The sequence below is a fragment of the Lysobacter panacisoli genome (genome assembly GCF_009765165.1).
GTDB classification, from domain to species: domain Bacteria; phylum Pseudomonadota; class Gammaproteobacteria; order Xanthomonadales; family Xanthomonadaceae; genus Lysobacter_J; species Lysobacter_J panacisoli.
In genome coordinates, this window is the sequence record NZ_VLNU01000001.1 from 2,831,305 (window position 1) to 2,852,460 (window position 21,156).

Annotated in this window: 19 protein-coding genes, 1 tRNA gene and 2 pseudogenes; 15 read left to right on the plus strand and 7 right to left on the minus strand. The window is 68.5% G+C overall.

Going from position 1 to position 21,156, the window contains the following annotated elements; genetic code table 11:
* Positions 1–49: 49 nt before the first annotated feature.
* Positions 50–532: a peroxiredoxin gene (locus tag FOF45_RS13105; RefSeq protein ID WP_158985556.1), complete on the minus strand. Its 483-nt coding sequence runs from the start codon at positions 530–532 to the stop codon at positions 50–52.
* Between the two features lie 74 nt (positions 533–606).
* A complete protein-coding gene (locus FOF45_RS13110) occupies positions 607–1,167 on the minus strand; it encodes a glycine cleavage system transcriptional repressor (protein WP_158985558.1) in 561 nt (186 codons plus the stop codon).
* 203 nt (positions 1,168–1,370) lie between these two features.
* On the opposite strand from FOF45_RS13110, the gene dapA reads away from it, so the two are divergent.
* A complete protein-coding gene (dapA, locus tag FOF45_RS13115; protein WP_158985560.1) occupies positions 1,371–2,276 on the plus strand; it encodes a 4-hydroxy-tetrahydrodipicolinate synthase in 906 nt (301 codons plus the stop codon).
* A 19-nt stretch (positions 2,277–2,295) separates the two neighbouring features.
* On the plus strand, positions 2,296–2,796 hold the full coding sequence (locus FOF45_RS13120; RefSeq protein WP_158985562.1) for a hypothetical protein: 501 nt from the start codon (positions 2,296–2,298) through the stop codon (positions 2,794–2,796).
* A 101-nt stretch (positions 2,797–2,897) separates the two neighbouring features.
* Here the strand turns inward: FOF45_RS13120 and fdxA are convergent, their stop codons facing one another.
* Complete coding sequence (gene fdxA, locus FOF45_RS13125; protein WP_158985564.1) at positions 2,898–3,221, minus strand: ferredoxin FdxA; 324 nt, start codon at positions 3,219–3,221, stop codon at positions 2,898–2,900.
* 142 nt (positions 3,222–3,363) lie between these two features.
* Positions 3,364–3,439, minus strand: a tRNA-Glu gene (locus tag FOF45_RS13130).
* Positions 3,440–3,581: 142 nt separating this feature from the next.
* Here FOF45_RS13130 and pcnB point away from each other — a divergent pair.
* From pcnB to FOF45_RS13165, 7 genes and pseudogenes are all read left to right on the plus strand, one after another.
* Positions 3,582–4,886 (plus strand): annotated as a pseudogene (gene pcnB / locus FOF45_RS13135) (polynucleotide adenylyltransferase PcnB); the annotation flags it as partial.
* Positions 4,883–5,407 carry a 2-amino-4-hydroxy-6-hydroxymethyldihydropteridine diphosphokinase gene (gene folK / locus FOF45_RS13140; protein WP_158985568.1) on the plus strand — a complete coding sequence of 175 codons (525 nt, stop codon included), beginning with the start codon at positions 4,883–4,885 and terminating at the stop codon, positions 5,405–5,407. The pseudogene pcnB and the gene folK, both read left to right, overlap by 4 nt.
* 25 nt (positions 5,408–5,432) lie before the next feature.
* Positions 5,433–6,251 carry a 3-methyl-2-oxobutanoate hydroxymethyltransferase gene (gene panB / locus FOF45_RS13145; protein WP_158985570.1) on the plus strand — a complete coding sequence of 273 codons (819 nt, stop codon included), beginning with the start codon at positions 5,433–5,435 and terminating at the stop codon, positions 6,249–6,251.
* A 23-nt stretch (positions 6,252–6,274) separates the two neighbouring features.
* Entirely contained in the window at positions 6,275–7,123 is an 849-nt protein-coding gene (gene panC / locus FOF45_RS13150; protein ID WP_158985572.1) for a pantoate--beta-alanine ligase, read from the plus strand.
* 159 nt (positions 7,124–7,282) lie between these two features.
* Entirely contained in the window at positions 7,283–7,663 is a 381-nt protein-coding gene (panD, locus tag FOF45_RS13155) for an aspartate 1-decarboxylase (protein WP_158985573.1), read from the plus strand.
* 7 nt (positions 7,664–7,670) lie between these two features.
* On the plus strand, positions 7,671–9,182 hold the full coding sequence (gene pgi, locus FOF45_RS13160; protein WP_158985575.1) for a glucose-6-phosphate isomerase: 1,512 nt from the start codon (positions 7,671–7,673) through the stop codon (positions 9,180–9,182).
* Positions 9,183–9,276: 94 nt separating this feature from the next.
* On the plus strand, positions 9,277–9,765 hold the full coding sequence (locus FOF45_RS13165; RefSeq protein WP_158985577.1) for a hypothetical protein: 489 nt from the start codon (positions 9,277–9,279) through the stop codon (positions 9,763–9,765).
* Between the two features lie 3 nt (positions 9,766–9,768).
* Here FOF45_RS13165 and queG read toward each other — a convergent pair whose 3' ends face one another.
* A complete protein-coding gene (queG, locus tag FOF45_RS13170) occupies positions 9,769–10,833 on the minus strand; it encodes a tRNA epoxyqueuosine(34) reductase QueG (protein ID WP_158985579.1) in 1,065 nt (354 codons plus the stop codon).
* Positions 10,834–10,878: 45 nt separating this feature from the next.
* Between queG and FOF45_RS13175 the strand changes: the two genes are divergently transcribed.
* The 6 genes from FOF45_RS13175 (at position 10,879) to FOF45_RS13200 (ending at position 18,487) form a co-directional block, all read left to right on the plus strand.
* Positions 10,879–12,372, plus strand: a complete 1,494-nt coding sequence (locus FOF45_RS13175; protein ID WP_158985581.1) for an NAD(P)H-hydrate dehydratase — start codon at positions 10,879–10,881, stop codon at positions 12,370–12,372.
* Positions 12,369–12,845, plus strand: a complete 477-nt coding sequence (gene tsaE / locus FOF45_RS13180) for a tRNA (adenosine(37)-N6)-threonylcarbamoyltransferase complex ATPase subunit type 1 TsaE (protein WP_158985583.1) — start codon at positions 12,369–12,371, stop codon at positions 12,843–12,845. Before FOF45_RS13175 ends, tsaE begins: the two co-directional genes overlap by 4 nt.
* A gap of 87 nt (positions 12,846–12,932) precedes the next feature.
* Complete coding sequence (locus tag FOF45_RS13185; RefSeq protein ID WP_158985585.1) at positions 12,933–14,588, plus strand: N-acetylmuramoyl-L-alanine amidase; 1,656 nt, start codon at positions 12,933–12,935, stop codon at positions 14,586–14,588.
* 92 nt (positions 14,589–14,680) lie between these two features.
* On the plus strand, positions 14,681–16,528 hold the full coding sequence (mutL, locus tag FOF45_RS13190; protein ID WP_425481928.1) for a DNA mismatch repair endonuclease MutL: 1,848 nt from the start codon (positions 14,681–14,683) through the stop codon (positions 16,526–16,528).
* Positions 16,528–17,481, plus strand: a complete 954-nt coding sequence (locus tag FOF45_RS13195; protein ID WP_158985587.1) for a DUF1684 domain-containing protein — start codon at positions 16,528–16,530, stop codon at positions 17,479–17,481. Before mutL ends, FOF45_RS13195 begins: the two co-directional genes overlap by 1 nt.
* Before the next feature lie 19 nt (positions 17,482–17,500).
* On the plus strand, positions 17,501–18,487 hold the full coding sequence (locus tag FOF45_RS13200) for a TraB/GumN family protein (RefSeq protein ID WP_158985589.1): 987 nt from the start codon (positions 17,501–17,503) through the stop codon (positions 18,485–18,487).
* Between the two features lie 19 nt (positions 18,488–18,506).
* On the opposite strand, the gene rnfB is transcribed toward FOF45_RS13200, so the two are convergent.
* A complete protein-coding gene (rnfB, locus tag FOF45_RS13205) occupies positions 18,507–18,917 on the minus strand; it encodes an Rnf electron transport complex subunit RnfB (RefSeq protein WP_158985591.1) in 411 nt (136 codons plus the stop codon).
* Positions 18,918–18,949: 32 nt separating this feature from the next.
* Positions 18,950–21,052: pseudogene (metG, locus tag FOF45_RS13210) on the minus strand (methionine--tRNA ligase); the annotation flags it as partial.
* Between the last annotated feature and the right edge of the window lie 104 nt (positions 21,053–21,156).

Here is a 21,156-nt window from a genome sequence, read left to right on the forward strand (position 1 = left end):
GCCGTGGCCCGCGGGGCGGGACGACAGGGCGAGGGGCGGGCGAGGTGGGTCACTGCGATGCGGCGGCCTTGAGGGCGTCGAGCACGGCTTGGGCGTGCCCGGGGACTTTCACCGGGCTCCATGACTGGGCGATGACGCCGTCGGGCGATATCAGGTAGGTGCTGCGCACGATGCCGAGCACCTTGCGGCCGTACATGTTCTTTTCCTTGATCACGCCGAACGCGTTGCACAGCGCTTCGTCGGCGTCGCTGACCAGGTCGAACTTGAATCCCTGCTTGGCGCAGAAGTTCTGGTGGGATTTGATCGAATCGCGCGAGACGCCCAGCACGGTCGCGCCGAGCTTGCGGAACTTCGGCAGCAGGGCGTTGAAGTCGATGCCTTCGGTGGTGCAGCCGGGCGTGCTGTCCTTCGGGTAGAAGTACAGCACCAGCCACTGCCCGGCGAAGTCCTTGAGCCGTGTGGTTTCGCCGCTGGACAGCGCCAGGGGCAGGGCGGAGACGTCTTTCGGGATTCGGTCGCCGGTGTCCAGCATCGCTCTCTCTTCGGTACTGCGTAGACCTCTGCCTGCCACGTTGCCTTGTCGCGGGGCTTTGCGCAATCGGTCAATCAGAACTTCATGGGGTCCATGATCGCGTCGAGGTTGAGGTGGTCGCAGAATTCCAGGAAATCGTCGCGCAGAGCGGCGATGTGCATGCTCGACGGCACCCCGATGGTGATCTGCGCCGAGAACATCTCCGCCCCGGTCTGCATGGCGCGGTAGCGCGAACTGTGCAGGCTCTCGATGGTGATGCCCTGGCGGTCGAAGAAGTCGGCCAGCTGGAACAGGATGCCCTGCTTGTCGGCGGCCACGACCTCGACCACGTACGGCAGCAGGTTCGACTGCGCCTGCTTGGCGCCGGTGCGGTACCACACCAGCTTCAGGCCTTCCTCGCGCTCAAGGCGGGTGAGCATGGCTTCGAGCTTGGCGACCGAGTCCCACGAGCCCACCGCGAGTGCGGTGACCGAGACGTCGCGGCCGACCGTGGCCAGGCGCGCGTCCACCAGATTGCAGCCCGAATCGGCGATGCGCCGCGTCACCGATAGCAGCGGCGACTCCGGATGCGTCGTGTAGGCGTTGATCAGGAGGTGGTTTTCGTTCGGCGACGGCCGGGCAGCGGAATCGGTCAAGGCGGCGCCTGTCCTGGTGGGCCCTGGGGCCCGGATACTGAATGGTGGCCCGTGAGGGGCTTGTGCTTGCGGGCAGCATACTTGCCCGCGCTTTCGGGCCGCAAGTAACATCCCGGGCAATTCCCGGGAGATCGCTGAGCGATCGGCCCCGCATCAACGGCCCGCGCGACTGCGCGGAAACTCCTGCAGACGGACACGGAACCTTGCGACTTTCCGGCAGTATCACCGCGTTGGCGACGCCTTTCACGGCGACCGGCGAGATCGACCTCGACGCCTGGCAGCGCCTGCTCGACGCGCAGCTCGAAGGCGGCACCCAGGCCATCGTCGTGGCCGGTTCCACCGGCGAGGCCGCCGCGTTGTTCGACGCCGAGTACGACACGCTCCTGCGCAGCGCGGTTGAACGCGTCGCCGGACGCATTCCGGTGCTCGCCGGCACCGGTCTGTCGAACACCGCCAAGACCATCGAACTCACGCGCCACGTGGCCGCGCTCGGCGCCGATGCCGCGCTGGTGGTGACGCCGCCGTACGTGCGTCCGACACAGGCTGGCCTGATCGCGCATTACCGCGCCCTCGCCGACGACGGCGCATTGCCGCTCGTGCTCTACAACGTGCCCGGTCGCACCGGTGGCGATCTGCTGCCGGAAACGGTGGCCGAACTCGCGCCGCATCCGCAGATCGTCGGCATCAAGGAAGCGCGCAGCGAAGCTGAGCGCATGGCCGCGCTGCTGGCGTTCAAGGACGAGGGCTTTTCGGTCCTGAGCGGCGACGACCCGACTGCCTGCCGTTCCATGCTGGCCGGCGCGGACGGCGTCATCTCCGTCGCTTCGAACGTGCTGCCGCGCGCCTTCCGCCGCTTGGCCGACCTCGCGCGCGGTGGCCAGCGCGACGCCGCGCAGGCGCTCGATGCGCGCATGTGGCCGGCTTACGACTTCCTCGGCGTCGAGCCCAACCCGATCCCCGTCAAGGCGCTGCTGGCGCGACAGGGCATCGGTCACGGGCTGCGCCTGCCGCTGCTGCCGTTGTCGGCGGCACATGCCGACACGGCGGCGAACATCGCCGCGCTGGTCGGCGAACTCGAACTGGAAAGCCGCGAATCGCTCGTGGCCTGAACCCCTGCAGGAGACTTACATGCGTTCCAACGTTTCGCTGTCCCGCGCCGCCGTGGCCGCTGTGTTGCTGGCCGGCATCGCGCTCGGCTCCGGCTGCAGCTGGTTCCGCAAGACCGACAAGCTGTACGCCCAGAGCCCGGAAACGCGCCCGCTGGAAGTGCCGCCGGACCTCGATCTGCCGCGCACCGACACCGCCGTCAACGTGCCCTCGCAGGCCGCCGCCGGCGCGATCAACTCCGGCCAGGCCTCGGGCGGCTTCACCGTCGCGGGCAGCCGCGATGAAGCCTTCGCCAAGGTCGGCGAAGCGCTCGCCGCCGTGCCGGGTGTGACCGTCACCAGCAGCGCGCAGGCGCTGGGCGTGTACGACGTCTCTTTCGACGGCAGCAACTTCCTGGTCCGCGTCGCCGGCGCCGAGGACGGTGCCTACGTGTCCGCCGTCGACCCGCGCGGCCTGCCGGCCACGGGCGACGCGCCGAAGAAGCTGATCGACGCGCTGCGCACCACGCTCACCGGCCGCTGAGCGGTTCCGGATCATGCAACGCAAAACGGGCGCCGCGAGGCGCCCGTTTTCATTGCGGTGTCCGGATGCGCGAACCGCGTCGCGCGCCGGACCGTCCGTGCTCAGCGCTCGAGCTTGTCGAGCTTGCCCGGCTTGCCTTCCCAGTCCTTCGCGTCGGGCAACGGGTCCTTGCGGGTGGTGATCACCGGCCAGGCCTTGGAGAGTTCCGCGTTGAGCGCGACGAACGCCTCCTGTCCGGCCGGCACGTCGTCCTCGGGGTAGATCGCGTTGATGGGGCATTCCGGCTCGCACAGCGTGCAGTCGATGCACTCGTCCGGGTCGATCACCAGGAAATTCGGGCCTTCGTGGAAGCAGTCCACCGGGCACACCTCCACGCAGTCGGTGTACTTGCACTTGATGCAGTTCTCGGTGACGACGAAGGGCATGGCGATGGTTCCGTGAAGAAAGGCCCGCGGGTCGCGCCCGCGGCAACCTGCATAGTTTAGCGATTCGGCCCCGCCGACCCCAAGCCGGGGCTGTGCGGGATGCAACGAAAAAGCCCGCGCATCGCTGCGCGGGCTTCGGATTTGGTACTCCCAACGGGATTCGAACCCGTGTTACTGCCTTGAGAGGGCGGTGTCCTAGGCCTCTAGACGATGGGAGCGGATGGAGCGGTAAACCCCGCGTCGGCTCTCAACGTAACGCGGCTTGCTAGTATATGCGCCGCCGTAGCCTCAGGCAACGGCCTACTTTCCAAGGACCCGCGGCATGCCCGCCTGATGCGACACGACATCCAACCCCATTTCCAGATCGTCCCGCGCGACCAGCACAACGTCTCGCGCCGCGACATCAGCCCCAACGCCCTGCGGGTCCTGTACCGGCTGCGCGAGGGCGGTTTCGACGCCTACCTCGTGGGTGGCGCGGTGCGTGACCTGCTGATCGGTGGCCATCCCAAGGACTTCGACGTCGCCACCAACGCGACGCCGGAAGAAGTCCGCGGCCTGTTCCGCAACTGCCGACTGATCGGGCGCCGCTTCCGGCTTGCGCACGTGGTGTACGGTCGCGAGATCATCGAAGTCGCCACGTTCCGCGCCAACAGCGACGACGGCAGTGGCGACCGCGAGCTGCACGAAGGCGGCCGCGTGCTGCGCGACAACGTGTACGGCTCGATCGAGGACGATGCGATTCGTCGCGACTTCACGGCCAACGCGCTGTATTACGCGATCGAGGACTTCTCGGTGCGCGACTACACCGGCGGCTACGAAGACGTGCGCAACCGCCTCATGCGCACGATCGGCGATCCGGAAACGCGCTATCGCGAGGACCCGGTGCGCATGCTGCGCGCGGTGCGCCTGGCGGCGAAGCTGGATTTCCAGATCGAGGCCGCGACCGCCGCGCCGATCCCGCAACTCGCGCCGCTGCTGCGCGAAGCCGCGCCGGCGCGACTGTTCGAGGAGTGCCTGAAGCTGTTCCTGTCGGGCCATGCGGTGCAGAGCTTCATCGGCCTGGAGCGCCACGGCCTTCTGCAGGCACTGCTGCCGGAAACCGCGGCCGCGCTCAAGGCCAACCGCAGCGGTGCACTGCGCCGCATGTTGCTGGAAGGCCTGAAGGGCACCGACACGCGCGTTGCCAACGACGAGCCGGTTTCCCCGGCATTCCTGTTCGCGCTGCTGCTGTGGCCGGCCTACTGCCGCGCGCTGGCGACGCTGCAGGCGCAGGGCGTGCATGCGGCCGAGGCGCAGCGTCGCGCCGCCGACCGCGTCACCGTGCACCAGCTCGAGACCATCGCATTGCCGCGCCGTTTCTCGCTGCCGATGCAGGAAATCTGGCTGCTGCAGTCGCGCTTCTCGCAGCGCCAGCGCAAGCGCGTGTTCCGCCTGCTCGCGCATCCGCGTTTCCGCGCGGCGTTCGATTTCCTCAACCTGCGCATGGCCGCGTCCGACGAACACGCAGAGGACGTCGCGTTCTGGCGCGAAGCGCAGGAAAAGCCCGGCGATGCGTTGGGCGCGCAGCTGGATGCGCAGCGCCAGGCCGACGTCGATGGCGAGTCGGGCGATGCGCCGCGCAAGCGCCGTCGCCGTCGCCGCAAGAGCGCCGCCGGCGACGAATGAGCGATCCCGCCGTCGCCTTCGTCGGGCTGGGCAGCAATCTCGGCGACAGCATCGCGATCGTGCGCGCCGCCCTGGCGGCGCTGGACGAATTGCCCGACACGCGCGTGCTGCGCGCGTCGTCGCTGTATCGCACCGCGGCGTGGGGCGTGACCGCCCAGCCGGACTTCATCAACGCGGTGGCGATGCTGCAGACCGCGCGCGCGCCGCAGGAACTGCTGCTGGACCTGCTCGACATCGAGCGGCATGCCGGGCGCCACCGCCTGGCCGATGGCAGCGACCGCTGGGGCCCGCGCACGCTCGATCTCGATCTGCTGGTGTATGGCGATCGCGTCATCGACGAACCGGGCCTGCACGTGCCGCATCCGCGCCTGCGCGAGCGCGCGTTCGTGCTGGTGCCGATGGCGGAAATCGCGCCCGATGCGCTGGTGCCGGGCGTCGGCCCGGTCCGCCAGGCGCTGGCGGCGATGGAAAGCGCCGAGGTGGAGGGGGTAACGTATGCGCAACCCCACGACCGCGCCTGAGCGTTCGCTCCGGCGCTGAACCTCCATGTACAGCGGAACGCCCAACGAAAAGCCCTGGACCGTGCCGGCGCTGGCCGACGCCAAGTGCGGCGGCCGCAAGCTGGTGATGCTGACCTGCTACGACGCCAGTTTCGCGCGCACGATGGACGCCGCCGGCATCGACCTGGTGCTGATCGGCGATTCGCTCGGCATGGTGGTGCAGGGGCACGACAGCACGCTGCCGGTGACGACGTCCGACATCGCCTACCACACCGCCTGCGTCGCGCGCGGCCTCGACAAGGCATTACTGATCGCCGACCTGCCTTTCCAGGCCGATGCCACGCCCGAGCGTGCACTGGATGCATCCACCGCGCTGCTGCAGGCGGGCGCGGCGATGGTCAAGCTGGAAGGCGCGGGGCACAAGCTCGAAGTGATCCGCTTCCTCGTCGAGCGCGAGATCCCCGTGTGTGCGCACCTGGGCCTGACCCCGCAATCGGTGCTGCGCCTGGGCGGCTACAAGGTGCAGGGGCGCGATGAAGCCGCCGCCGCACGCCTGCGCGAGGACGCGAAGGCCGTGCAGGACGCAGGCGCCACGTTGCTGGTGCTGGAATGCGTGCCGACGCCGGTCGCCGCCGCCATCACCAAGGATCTGACCATTCCCACCATCGGCATCGGCGCCGGCCCGCAGTGCGATGGCCAGGTGCTGGTGCTGCACGACCTGCTCGGCGTCAACTCGGGCCACCGTCGCCCGCGCTTCGTGAAGGATTTCCTGGGCGAGGGCGGGTCGGTCCTCGGCGCGTTCCAGGCCTACGCGACGGCCGTCCGCGAAGGCAGTTTCCCCGACGCAGAACATTCCTACGCCTGACCACGGCGACGAAAGACAGCACGATGATCGAAATCCTGACCGAACTGGCCGCGCTGCGCGCGCGCGTCTCGCAGTGGCGCCGCGAAGGGCTGCGCATCGCCTTCGTGCCGACGATGGGCAACCTGCACGACGGCCACTTCTCGCTGGTGAAGCTCGCGAAAACCCACGCCGATCGCGTGGTCGCCAGCGTCTTCGTCAATCCGACCCAGTTCGGACCGAACGAGGATTTCGCCCGTTACCCGCGCACGCCCGAGGCCGACGCACGCGGACTGGAAGCCGCAGGTTGCGATGCGGTGTGGCTGCCGTCGGTCGAGACGATGTACCCCTACGGCGTCGACGCGACCGTGCGCGTGCAGGTGCCGGGCGTGACCACCACGCTGGAAGGCGCGCATCGTCCGGGCCATTTCGACGGTGTCGCGACGGTGGTGTCGCGCCTGTTCAACCAGGTCCAGCCGGACGTGGCCGTGTTCGGCCGCAAGGACTACCAGCAGCTGGCCGTGATCCGCTACATGGTCCGCGACCTGGCATTCCCCATCGAGATCGTCGGCGCTGACATCGTCCGCGAAGGCAACGGCCTGGCGATGAGTTCGCGCAACCAGTACCTGACGGACGACGAGCGTGCACACGCCTCCCGCATTCGCCAATGCCTGTTGGGCATGGCGGCCGCCCTCCGTTCCGGGCAGCCGCGCGCGGAGATCGAACAGCAGGCCGCTGAACGCCTGCGCGCCGACGGCTTCGATCCGGACTACGCCGCCGTCCGCCGTCCCGACCTGACCGAGCCCGACGAGGGCGAACGCGGTCCGCAGGTCGTCCTGATCGCCGCCCGGCTGGGCCGGACCCGACTGATCGACAACTTCGAATTCGAGACCTGAAAGACGGCCCGGCGACGGTCGGGCAAGGGCCCCCAGCGATGGCCTGAACCGTTCCATCCGCGTCCGCAATCGTCGGCGCGGGGTGATGTTGCGGTGCGCCATGCGCTGCTAGACTTGGCCGATCACACGTCCGCACGTCCGCGGCCGGAGCCGAACACCATGCAACTCAACGTCCTCAAGGCCAAGATCCACCGCGCCACCGTCACCCATGCCGAGCTGCATTACGAAGGCTCGTGCGCGATCGACGGCCGCCTGCTCGACATCTCGGGCATCCGCGAGTACGAGCAGATCCACATCTACAACGTCAACAACGGCCAGCGCTTCGTCACCTACGCCATCCGCGGCGAGGAAGGCAGTGGCGTGATCTCGGTCAACGGCGCCGCCGCGCACTGCGCGCAGCCGGGCGACCTGGTCATCATCTGTGCCTACGGCCTGTGCGACGAGGCCGAAGCGGCCAAGTACAAGCCGACCCTGGTCTACGTCGACCGCCACAACGCGCTGACGCACACCAACCGCTCGATGCCGGCACAGGCCGCCTGACCGCCGAATGAGCACCGACGCCCGTCTGAGCCAACTCCGCGCCCAGGCCGGGCGTGCACTCGACACCCCGCTGCAGAAGCTGATCGCCGACGATCCTGCGCGCGCGCAGGATTTCGTCGTCCGTGTCGGGCCGATCTACGCCAACTTCGCCCGCCAGCGCTACGACCGCGACGCGCTGACCGCGCTGTTCGCCGCCGCCGAATCGGCGCACGTGCCGGCGCGGCTGAAGGCCCTGTTCGACGGCGAGAAGATCAACGTCACCGAAGACCGCTCGGTGCTGCACACGGCACTGCGCAGCGATCTGTCCGATGCGCCGGTCGCGAAGCAGGCGCATGCGCAGGCGCTTGAAGCCCGTGTACGCATGCGCGCGCTGGTCGATGAACTGGCAGCGAGCGACGTCACCGACATCGTCAGCGTCGGCATCGGCGGCTCCGACCTCGGCCCGCGCCTCGCGGTCGATGCACTGAGCGGTCCGGCTCCGGGCCGCTTCCGCGTGCATTTCCTGTCGAACGTCGACGGCCACGCCGCGCAGCGCGTGTTGGCCGGACTCGATCCGAAGCGCACCGCCGCGGTGCTGATCTCCAAGACCTTCGGCACGCAGGAGACGCTGCTCAACGGCACGATCCTGCGCGACTGGCTCGGCGGCAACGAGCGTCTGTACGCCGTGTCCGCCAACGTCCAACGCGCCGCCGACACCTTCGGCATTCCGCCCGAACGCATCCTGCCGATGTGGGACTGGGTCGGCGGGCGCTACTCGTTGTGGTCGGCGGTGGGTTTCCCGATCGCGCTGGCTATCGGCATGGACGCGTTCGAGTCGATGCTCGACGGTGCCGCGCAGATGGATGCGCACGTATTGCGCACGCCGCTGCCGCGCAACCTCGCCGCATGGCACGCGATGACCGCGGTGTGGAACCGCAACCTGCTCGGCTGCGCGACGCAGGCCGTGCTGCCGTACGACGAGCGCCTGAAGCTGCTTTCGAATTACCTGCAGCAGCTGGTGATGGAAAGCCTCGGCAAGTCGGTGCGCATCGACGGTTCGCCGGTCGAAGTCGAAACCGTACCGGTGTGGTGGGGCGGTGCGGGCACCGACACGCAGCACAGTTTCTTCCAGGCGCTGCACCAGGGCACATCGATCGTGCCGGCCGATTTCATCGGCGTGGTGCGCGCCGACGCGCCGTATCCCGACAACCACCGCGCGCTGCAGGCCAACCTGCTGGCGCAGACCGAAGCCTTCGCCAACGGTCAGGCCAGTGAGGACTCGCACCGGGCGTACGCGGGCGGCCGTCCGACCACGACGATCCTGCTCGACGCACTCACCCCGGAGTCGTTCGGCGCGCTGCTCGCGCTGTACGAGCACAGCGTGTTCCTGCAGTCGGTGATCTGGGGCGTCAACGCGTTCGACCAGTTTGGCGTGGAGCTCGGCAAGCAGGTCGCCAGCCGCCTGCTGCCGGCGCTGGCCGGTGAGGCGCAGGCCGACGATCCGGTGACGCGTGCGCTGCTGGAACAGCTCCGCGGCTGACGCTGGCACCGGTTGCGCCGCGCCTGTGCCGCGGGTCCGCGAAACCGGATAGAGTGCCGCTCACATTGACGTCGGCATTCAGGGGGAAGCCGCGATGAACTGGAAGAAGAATGCCGTGCTGGCCACGGCCCTGGTCGCATGCGCGGCCGGCGCGGTGCCGACGGCCTCGGCCGGCGAACATGGCGACAAGCTGTCGATGTGCATGCAGGCGACGCTCACCGCCGACGACAAGCGCATGCTCACGCAATGGATCTTCGGTGCGCTCGCTGCGCATCCGGCCGTGGCGCACATGTCCGCCGTCACCGAAGTGCAGCGCAAGGAATCCGACGTGGCGATGGCGCGCATGTTCGAACGCCTGCTCACCAAGGATTGCCGCAGCGAGGCGGTCAACGTCCTGCGTCTGGAAGGTACCGAGTCGTTCGGTAACGCTTTCACGGCGCTGGGCGAAATGGCCGGGCGCCAGATCTTCGAGGCCCCCGAAGTCACCGCAGTGGCCGGCCGCATGGTCCAGCAGATCGACCAGAAGGCCATCGAGAAGGCATTCACGGATGCCGCGCCGGGCCGCCCGAAGACGGGCAAGTAAGCCTCAGAAGCTGCCGTGGCGATGCAGGGCCCACTCGATGTGTTCGCGCACGAGTGGGCTTGCCGATTCGCGGCGTGAGCGCAGCGCTGCGATGACCTCCGGCGTGGACGGTGCATTGCCCAGTGCGACGGCGATGTTGCGCAGCCAGCGCTCGTAACCGCTGCGACGGATCGCCGATCCCTCGGTGCGTTGCAGGAATTCCGCCTCGCTCCACGCGAACAGCTGCGCCAGCGTCGCCTTGTCCAGGTCGTTGCGCGTGCGGAAATCGGGTTCGTCGGTGCGCTGGGCGAACTTGTTCCAGGGGCAGATGAGCTGGCAGTCGTCGCAGCCGAAGATGCGGTTGCCGATCGGCGCGCGCAGTTCCTCCGGGATCGCGCCTTCGTGCTCGATCGTGAGGTAGGAAATGCAGCGTCGTGCGTCGAGGCGATACGGCGCGACGATCGCCTGCGTGGGGCAGATGTCGATGCAGCGCCGGCACGTGCCGCAATGCGCGCTCGCCGGCGGATCGACCGGCAGCGGCAGGTCGACATAGATCTCGCCGAGGAAGAAGAACGAACCGCCGTCCTTGTCGATCAGGCAGGTGTGCTTGCCGATCCAGCCCAGCCCCGCATTGCGCGCGAGCGCGCGCTCCAGCACCGGTGCAGAATCGACGAACACGCGATGCCCGAACGGTCCGACCTCCTCGGCGATGCGATCGGCCAGTCGTTGCAGTCGCTGGCGCATGAGCTTGTGATAGTCGCGCCCCAGCGCATAACGCGCGACGTAGGCGCGTTCGCCGTCGTCGAGCGTGTCCCAGGCCTCGTCGCTGTCGCGGCCGTAATCCAGTCCGACCGAGACGACGCGGACCGTGCCTGGATGTAGTTCCTGCGGACGCGCGCGCAGGTCGCCGTGGCGCGCCATCCAGTCCATCGAACCGTACAGGCCCTGCGCGAGCCAGTCGCGCAGGTGCGCCTCGTCTTCGCCCAGTTCGATGCCGGCGATGCCGCATCGCTGGAAGCCGAATTCCCGCGCCAGTTCGCGCACGCGCTGCGCCACGGCGACGGGATCGGCCGTGAGCGGTATCGGCATTGGCGGAACGACGGGTTTCACGATACGCAAGTATAGAATCGCTGGATGTCTTCCGATGCCTTCCCGTTCGCCCAGGCGCTCCACGGCGCGGTCGCGCTGCGCACCGTGGAAGCGCGCGCAGCCGTTGCACTGGGCGATGCCTTCGAACTGATGCGCCGCGCCGGCCAGGCCGCGTGGCGCGACCTGCTCGCGCATTGGCCGCAGGCGCAGCGCATCGTGGTCGTGTGCGGCCCGGGCAACAACGGCGGCGATGGCTACGTGCTCGCGCGTCACGCGCACGAAGCGGGACGCGAGGTGACCGTGGTGCGCTGGCCCGACGCCGCGCCGCGCAGCGAGCTCGCGATGCGCGCGGTGGAGGCGTTCGGCGGCCGGGTCATCGCCTTCGACGGACGGCTTCCCGATGGCGATGTGATCGTCGATGCGCTGTTCGGTATCGGCTTGTCGCGCGCGCCGGACGAAAGCGCGCAAGCGCTGATCGCGGCGATCAACCGCGCGGGCGTGCACGTGCTCGCGCTCGATGTTCCCAGTGGCCTGGATGCGGAGCGCGGCAGTGTTCCCGGCGCCGCGGTCGTCGCGACGCGCACGGTCGAATTCATGGCCTGCAAGGGCGGGCTGCGCACCGGTGCGGCGCTCGATCACACCGGCGCGCTGGCGCTGGCGACGCTCGGACTCAACGCATCGGATTTCGCAGGCTGCGAACCCATCGCCGAACGCATTACGCCGATGGACCTGTCGCGCTGGCTCGGCCCGCGTCCGCGCGACAGCCACAAGGGGCGCAACGGTCGTGTGCTGTGCATCGGCGGCGAACACGGCAGCGGCGGCGCGATCATGCTGTGCGCTCAGGCCGCGTTGCGCAGCGGCGCGGGGCTGGTCGAAGTCGCCACGCGCGAGCGCCACGTCGCACCGTTGCTCGCGCGCCTGCCCGAGGCGATGGCCCACGAAGTCGGCGACGAAGCCGCGCTGCGCGAAGCACTCGGTCGCGCCGATGCGATCGCGCTCGGGCCAGGCCTGGGTCGCAACGAATGGGGCCTGCAGCTGTACGAGCGCGCGGTGGCGAGCGGCAAGCCGCTGCTGCTCGATGCCGATGCGCTGAACCTGCTTGCGACGAAACCATTCGCATTGCCGGCCGATGCGGTGATGACGCCGCATCCCGGCGAAGCCGCGCGATTGCTCGGCAGCACCACCGCCGATATTCAGCGCGATCGCTTCGCGGCTGCGCACGCGTTGTCCGAACGCTACGCCTGCGTGGTCGTGCTCAAGGGTGCGGGCACGATAGTCGCCGCCTCGCACGAAACGCCGCGAGTGATCGGCGCGGGCAATCCGGGCATGGCGGTGGGCGGCATGGGTGACGTGCTCAGCGGTGTGATCGCAGCGTTGCGCGCGCAAGGCATGAATGCATTCGATGCCGCCAGTTCCGGCGCATTGCTGCATGCCGCCGCGGGCGATGCGGCCGCGCATGAAGGCGGCGAACGCGGTCTGCTGCCTTCCGACCTGATGCCGTGGCTTCGACACTTCGTCAATCCGGAACCGATGCGATGAGCGAACGCTGGCTGCCCGATGCCGATGCAACCGATGCGCTGGGACAGGCGCTTGCACGCACGCGTCCGGCGAATGCGGTCGTGCATCTGCATGGCGATCTTGGTGCGGGCAAGTCGACGCTTGCGCGCGCGCTGTTGCGCGCACTCGGCGTGCAGGGTGCGATTCGCAGTCCGACGTACACGCTGGTCGAACGCTATCCGCTCAACGACGGCGGCGAAGCGTGGCATCTCGATCTGTACCGCATCGCCGACGCGGGCGAACTCGAATTCCTTGGGCTCGATGGCGCGGAAGTGCGGTTGTGGCTGGTCGAATGGCCCGAGCGCGGGGCAGGGCAGCTGCCCAGGCCGGACCTTACCGTCGAGCTGGCGATGCGTGGCACCGGCCGCGTGGCGCGCCTCGTGGCGGGGTCGGAGGCCGGCCGGAGCTGGGTCGAACGGGCCACCGCCGCCCACGGAGTTGCGGCCGACTCCTGAACGGATTTGCAGGAATGAACGGCAGGTACCGGATTCGTAAGGAAAAAGTGCTTGCAAAAGTAATGTTGCGGTGCTTGACTACAGGCCATGCGCGTCAAGGCCGCCACCGTCCAGAAGTTTCTGCTCGGCCTCGCGCTGCTGGCGGCCCTCGCGTGGAATCTCGCCCACGCCAGTGAAATCAAGGGCTTGGAGCTGAGCGACGGAGCTACGGGTACCCGCGCCGAAATCGCCCTCGACCGCGACGCCGCCTTCAAGGTCATCAACCTCAAGGGACCGGACCGTCTGGTGATCGACCTGCCGGCATCCAGCCTGTCCCGCCAGTTCCGCATTCCGACCGCGATCGGCGTGATCAAGTCGATCCGCACCGGCGAGCCGGCACCCGGTACCGCGCGCATCGTGTTCGACCTGGCCCAGCCGGTCGCCGTGCTGAAGCCGCGCATCGAGCAGTCCGGCGACGGCGCACGCCTGGTGCTCGAATGGCCGGGCGACGGTGCGTCCTCGGCGCCGATCGCTGCCGCACCTGCCGCTGCGACGCCGACGACCGCACCCGCTGTTGTCGCTCCCGCTCCGGCCACGACGCCCGTCCAAACGCCCACGCCCGCGGAAACCGCTGCGGCGTCTTCGGCCGCCACGACGCGCCTGATCACCGAGATCGTCGCCCGCAACGGCAACGCCCCGGCCACCGAGACCGTCGCGCCAGCACCGGCTCAGGCCGTTCCGGCGACGACTGCCGGCGCGTCCACGCAGACATCGACGCCCGCGAGCGCTGCTCCGGTCGCCGCGACCGTCGTGCCCGCTGCCAAGCCACCGGTCGCGACCACCATTGCGACCGGCGTTCCGACCCGCATCGCCACCGGACAGCCCACGCCGATGCCGGGCGCGAGCGTCGTGGCCACTGCTCCGGCCACGTCGGCGACCGACGGCGCGATCACAGCGGCGGCTCCGGCCAAGGCAATCAAGGACATGCGCGGCCGCGGCATGCGCCCGCTGGTGATCGCCATCGACGCGGGCCACGGTGGCCAGGATCCGGGTGCGCTCGGCCCGAGCGGCAAGCGCGAGAAGGACGTGACCCTCGCGATCGCGCGTGAGCTCGCCCGCCAGATCAATGCCACGCCTGGCCTGAAGGCCTACCTGACCCGCGACAACGACGTGTTCATCCCGCTGCCGCGTCGCGCCCAGCTGGCGCGCCAGGCCAAGGCCGACATGTTCATCTCGATCCATGCCGACGCGGCCGAGAACCGCTCCGCGCGCGGCTCGTCGGTGTACGTGCTGTCGCTCAAGGGTGCGTCGTCGCAGCGCGCGCGCTGGCTGGCCGACAAGGAAAACTCGTCCGACCTGATCGGCGGCGTGCGGCTGGAACAGACCAGCAACACGCTGGCGTCGGTGCTGCTCGACCTGACCCAGAGCGGCCACATGAAGGCCTCCGAGGACGCGGCGTCGCACGTGCTGGACGGCCTCAAGCGCGTCGGTGCGAACCACAAGCCGAACATCGAGCGCGCCAACTTCGCCGTGCTGCGCACCTCGGACATGCCGGCGATGCTGGTCGAGACCGCCTTCATCTCCAATCCGGACGAAGAACGCCGTCTGATGGACCCCGCGCACCAGCGCAACCTGGCGCGCGCGGTGCTCGACGGCGTCAACACCTACTTCATCCGCCAACCGCCGCCGGGCACGTTGTACGCCGCGCGCGCCGACGCGCAGTACGCCGCGTCCGACGCGGGCATCGGCGGCGGAAGCCTCTGATCGCGGCCGGGACCGGAATCGGCGACGCAACTGCGACGCCGTCGGCCAATGCCGGGGCTGCGTCGGCTATCATCGCGACCAATTCCCAGACGATGCCCCGCAGCGTCGCCGCCGTGCCGATCCGCCAGCTCCCCGACACCCTCATCAACCAGATCGCCGCCGGCGAGGTCATCGAACGACCTGCGTCGGTCGTGAAGGAATTGGTCGAGAACGCCCTCGATGCCGGCGCGCGCCGGATCGACATCGACCTGGAAGAGGGTGGCGTGCGCCTGATCCGCATCCGCGACGATGGCGGCGGCATTCCGCCCGACGAATTGCCGCTGGCGATCCAGCGCCATGCGACCAGCAAGATCGCCTCGCTCGACGACCTCGAAGGCGTGGCGACGCTCGGTTTCCGTGGCGAAGCGTTGCCGTCGATCGCCTCCGTCAGCCGTTTCGCGCTGACCTCGCGCCGCAATGGCAACGACCACGCCGCCACGCTGGAAGTGGATGGCGGCCGCATCGGCGCCGTGATGCCCAAGCCGCATCCGCAGGGCACCACGGTCGAAGTGCGCGACCTGTTCTTCAACGTGCCCGCGCGGCGCAAGTTCCTCAAGGCCGAGCGCACCGAGCTGGGTCACATCGAGGAATGGCTGCGCCAGCTCGCGCTCGCCCGTCCCGACGTCGAGCTGCGCGTCTCGCACAACGGCAAGCCGTCGCGGCGCTGGAAGGGCGAGGGCGACCTGCTGTCGGAAGTGCGCCTGCACGAAGCGCTGGGCGAGGAATTCGCGCGCAATGTGCTGCGCATCGAACACGAGGGCGCCGGCCTGCGCCTGCACGGCTGGATCGCGCAGCCGGCGTACAACCGCGCCAGCGCCGACCAGCAGTACCTCTACGTCAACGGCCGCGCGGTGCGCGACCGCAGCATCTCGCATGCGATCAAGCAGGCGTATTCGGACGTGCTCTTCCACGGACGCCAGCCGGCGTACGTGCTGTTCCTCGAACTCGATCCGCGCCGCGTGGACGTCAACGTGCATCCCGCGAAGCACGAGGTCCGCTTCCGCGATGCGCGCCTGATCCACGATTTCGTCTATCGCACGCTGCAGGATGCGCTGGCGGGAACGCGCGCCGGCAATGTCACGGGCGTCGCTGCGATGCCCGGGCAGGCGATGTCGCCGATGGGCGCGACGCAGGCGTTCGCCGGCAATGGCGGTCCGATGCCGTCCTGGCCCGAGCGCGCCTCGCAGGCGCCGCTGCCGATGCAGGTGGCGGAGACGCGCGCCGGTTACGCCGCGCTGTACGCCGGACCGTCGCTGCGTGCGGAATCGCCGATGCCTGTGGCATCGATGCCGCTTGCCACCGGCGAGGACGCGACCCTGCCGCCGCTCGGTTATGCGGTGGCGCAGCTGCATGGCATCTACATCCTCGCCGAGAGTGCCGAAGGTCTGATCGTCGTCGACATGCACGCCGCGCACGAACGCATCGGCTACGAGAAGCTCAAGTCCGCGCACGACGGTGAAGGCCTGCGCACGCAGCCCTTGCTGGTGCCGGCGACGCTGGCCGTCTCCGAACGCGAGGCCGAGGTCGCCGAGCGCGAAGGCGACACGCTGGCCGCGCTCGGGTTCGAGGTGAGCCGCAGCGGTCCGCAGTCGCTGACCCTGCGCAGCGTGCCCGCGCTGCTGGCGCATGGCGACGTCGAGGCGCTGCTGCGCGACGTACTCGCCGACCTGCGCGAACACGGCGAGTCCCGCCGCGTCGCCGCCGCGCGCGACGAACTGCTGGCGACGATGGCCTGCCACGGTGCCGTGCGCGCCAACCGTCGTCTCACTTTGCCGGAAATGAACGCACTGCTGCGCGAGATGGAAACCACCGAGCGCTCCGGTCAGTGCAATCATGGCCGTCCCACCTGGGCGCGTTTCACCCTGCCCGAAATCGACCGCTGGTTCCTGCGAGGACGTTGATGACTGCTCATGCGAAGGCTGCTCTGGGGATTGCCGTAGTGATCGCGTTGGCGCTCGCGGCCACTGGTTGTGGCAAGCAGGACGACAAGGTGTCGGACGAACAGGCCCAGGCGACTCAGGCGGCCTTCAATCAGGAGCTGCAGCTGTGGCGCCAGCAGCGCGTCGCCGGCCTGACCAAGCCCGACGGTTGGACCAGCCTCGTCGGCCTGCACTGGATCGAACCGGGCGCGCACTACATCGGCTCGTCCGCGGGCAACGGCATCGAACTCGCAGTCGGCCCTTCACATTTCGGCATGATCGACCTCGCCAACGGCCGCCTGCGCTTCGTGCCGGAGAAGGGCGTGGCGATGACGCTCGACGGCGCGCCGCTCACCGGAGAGACGATCCTGCGCGCCGACGATGCGCCGGCCGGTCCGAGCGTGATCACGTTCGACGAAGGCAAGGGCATCGCCACCGTGATCAAGCGCGGTCCGCGCTATGCGCTGCGCGTGAAGCATGCCGACGCGGAGACGCGCACCGGCTTCCGCGGCCTGGAGTACTGGCCGGCCAGCAGCGACTGGCGCGTGACCGGTCGTTTCGTCGCGCACGAGCCGGGCAAGACGCTGGAGATCGCCAACATCATCGGCACCACCGACGCGGTGCCGAACCCGGGCGCGATCGAATTCGAGCGCGAGGGCAAGACCTACCGCATCGAGGCGCTCGACGAAGGCGCCGAGACGCTGTTCCTGGTGTTCGCCGATCGCACCAGCGGACACGGCAGCTATCCGGCCGGTCGCTTCCTCGACGTCCCCAAGCCGGGCGTTGGCGGCACGGTGCTGGTCGATTTCAACCAGTCCTACAACCCGCCCTGCGCGTTCACGCCGTTCGCGACGTGTCCGCTGCCGCCGCCGGAAAACCGCCTGGATCTGCTGGTGCAGGCGGGCGAGAAGACCTACGCCCATGCCGCCCCGTGATGCCGAGAGCCGCCCTGCGATGCGCCGTCTGAAGATCCTCGGCCTGTCGCTGCTGGCCGCGGCCGGCCTGATGTCGGTGGCGTTGGCCGTCGAGCAGGCAAAGTCGCCTGCGCCGACGGCCGCGACCGTCGCGCCGGCCAAGGCGCCGCCGGTGCCGCTGTTGTGGAAGGTCTCCGACCGCGACAACGCGGTGTACGTGCTCGGCTCGTTCCACCTGCTCAAGCAGGACGACTATCCGGTCTCGGCCGACATCGACCGCGCGTTCGAGGCCTCCGGCAAGATCGTCTTCGAAGTGCCGCCGGAGGAAATGAACGATCCGGCGATGGCGCAGAAATTCCTCGCCGCCGCCGGCTTTGCCGACGGTCGCACGCTGAGCCAGGTGTTGCCGGCGTCACTGCGCGAGAAGTTCAATCGCATCCTTGCCCAGCGCGGCGTGTCGATCGCGCAGTTCGACGGCTACGAGCCGTGGTTCGTGAACCTGTCGCTGATGCTCGGCATTTCGCAGCAGATGGGCTTCCGCCCCGAACAGGGGCTGGACCAGTACCTGATGCAGCAGGCGCTCGCCAAGGGCAAGCCGACCGGCGGACTGGAATCGATCGACACCCAGTTGCAGGTGCTCGACTCCACGCCGATGACGGAACAGATCGCGTCGCTGAAGGAGTTCCTCGACAAGCCGACCGAAATGCCCGGCATGCTCGGCGACCTGCACGATGCCTGGCGCAGCGGCGATCTCGCGCGTCTGGACGCGCTCAGCCGCGAAGACATGCTCGAGAAGACGCCGCAGACGTACCGCCTCATCAACGTCGAGCGTAACGACGCGTGGGTGCCGCAGATCCAGCAGATGCTGGACGGCGTGAAGAAGGGCGAGACGCTCGTCGTGGTCGGCGCGCTGCACCTGCTTGGCGACGACGGCGTCATCGAAAAGCTGCGTGCGAAGGGCTACACCGTGGAGCGGGTGTGCTCGGCCTGCGCGGTTCCGGCAGTCGGCGCGGCCGAAGCGAAGTAACGCGCGTTGCCGGCGCGCGTCACGCCGCCGGCAACATCTCGATGCAATCGACCGGGCACGCCGGCACGCACAGCTCGCAGCCGGTGCACAGCGGTTCGATGACGGTGTGCATGTGCTTGGAGCCACCGACGATGGCGTCCACCGGACACGCCTGGATGCACTTGGTGCAGCCGATGCAGTCGGCTTCCACGATCACCGCGACGATCGGCGCCTTGTGTTCACCGCGACTGCGATCGTAGGGCTTGGCTTCGACGCCCAGCAGGTTCGCCAGCGCACGCGCACCGGCGTCGCCGCCCGGCGGGCAACGATCGACGTCCGCCTCGCCGCGCGCCATTGCCTCCGCGTACGGGAGGCAACCCGCGAAGCCGCATTGCCCGCATTGCGTCTGCGGGAGGATGCGGTCGAGTCGTTCGATCAGGTCGGTGCTCATGCGTCCTCTCCCGCCGGGAGAGGCAGTGCGCTTCAGCGCACCGGCATGCCCGGCTGCACGCCGGCGTCGGCGTCGAGCAGGTGCAGCGAGCCACCGTCGAAACCGGCCGAGAGGATCATGCCCTCGCTGATGCCGAAACGCATCTTGCGCGGCGCGAGGTTGGCGATGAACACCACGTTGCGACCGATCAGCTTTTCCGGCTCGCCGTAGGAGCCGCGGATGCCGGAGAAGATCTGGCGCTTGCCCAGCTCGCCCGCGTCGAGCTCGAAACGCAGCAGCTTGTCGGAACCATCGACGAACTCGCAGGCCACGACCTTGCCCACGCGCAGGTCGAGCTTGGCGAAATCGTCGATGCCGATGTACGCGCCATCGACGGCCGGGGCAGGCGCGGCAGCTTTCTCCGCCTTCTCCACCTTCGCCCGCGCAGCGACATCGGTCTTCGGGGCTTCGGGCTTCAGGGATTCCTTGGAGGCTTCGATCATGGTTTCGATGTGCTTCGGGTCGATGCGGGTGAACAACTCGTTGAACGGCAGCATGGATTCAATCGGCTGACGGAGATCGTCCCAGACGGGCGCCCGGTCGAGCTTGAAGAGCTTCAGCGCATTGCCGCAGAGAGTCGGACAGATGGGATACAGGCAGATCGCCAGGCGATAGAACGCCCGCAGGACCTCCGACGCGACAGCATGCAGCTGAGTGAGTCTTGCAGGGTCCTTTGCGAGAGCCCAGGGCGCCTGATCGTTCCAGAATTTGTTCAGGTCATCTGCGGTCGCCATGATGTTTCGAGCGATGAAGCCGAAGTTCCCTTGCTCGTACCAGCCGTGGATGTGCGGGATGTCCTCGAGGATCTGCTTGTCCAGTTCCAGGGTGCCTTCGAATCGCACCCCGTCCTCGGGATACAGGCGCCCGTCGAAGAGCTTGGTGATGAACCCCGAAGCCCGGCTGGCCAGGTTGACGAACTTGCCGACCAGATCCGAATTGACGCGCGCGACGAAGTCACTCAGGTTCAAGTCGAGATCGTCGACGCCACCGGACGACTTTGCCGCGTAGTAGTAGCGCAGCGCTTCCGGATCCAGCCCCGCGTCGAGGTAGGTGCGCGCCATCACGAAGGTGCCGCGCGACTTGGACATCTTGGCGCCGTCCACGGTCAGGTAGCCGTTGACGTGCAGGCGCGTGGGCGCGCGGAAACCGGCGCCGTGCAGCACCGCCGGCCAGAACAGGCCGTGGAAGTTGACGATGTCCTTGCCGATGAAGTGGTGCAGTTCGGCCTGGCTGTCGCGCGCGAGGTAGGACCAGAAGTCGAGCCCTTCGCGCTCGCACAGCGCCTGGAAGCTCGACAGGTAACCGATCGGCGCGTCCAGCCACACGTACAGGTACTTGCCCGGATGTCCGGGGATCTGGAAGCCGAAGTACGGCGCATCGCGCGAGATGTCCCACGCGCGCAGGCCGCCGTCGGCATCGAGCCATTCCTGCAGCTTCGCCTTCACGCCGGGCAGGGCGACATCGCCGGCCAGCCATTCGCGCAGGAAGCCTTCGAACTGGCCGACCTCGAAGAAGAAATGCTCCGACTCGCGCAGCTCCGGCGTGGCGCCGCTGATCACCGAGCGCGGTTCCTTCAGCTCGGTCGGCGAGTAGGTCGCGCCGCAGTTCTCGCAGTTGTCGCCGTACTGGTCGGGCGTGCCGCAGTTGGGGCAGATGCCCTTCACGTAGCGGTCCGGCAGGAACATGCCCTTGGCCGGGTCGTACAGCTGCGCGACCGAGCGGCGGCGGATATGACCGTTGTTCTCGAGCTTGGCGTAGATCGCCTCGGTCAGGACGCGGTTGCGCTCTGAATTGGTCGAGTCGTAGTGGTCGAAGGCCACCCCGAAATCGGCGAAATCGCGCTCGTGGCTGGCCTGGATGCCGGCGATGAAGTTCTCCGGCGTCGTCCCGGCCTTCTCGGCGGCGAGCATGATCGGCGTGCCGTGGGTGTCGTCGGCGCAGACGTACCAGGCCTTGTGTCCGGCCATTCGCTGCGCGCGGCACCAGATGTCGGCCTGGGTGTAGCCCACCAGGTGGCCAAGGTGCAGCTGCCCGTTGGCGTAGGGCAGGGCGCAGGAAACGACGAACTCGCGTGACATGGGTCTGGCTGGCGATGGCTGGCGAAAAGAGCCGCGATTATCGCACGCGCTCCCCGTTCAGCCCCGACACCGCGCGCATGCCGCAAAACGAAAACGCCCCGGACTGGCCGGGGCGTCGGATT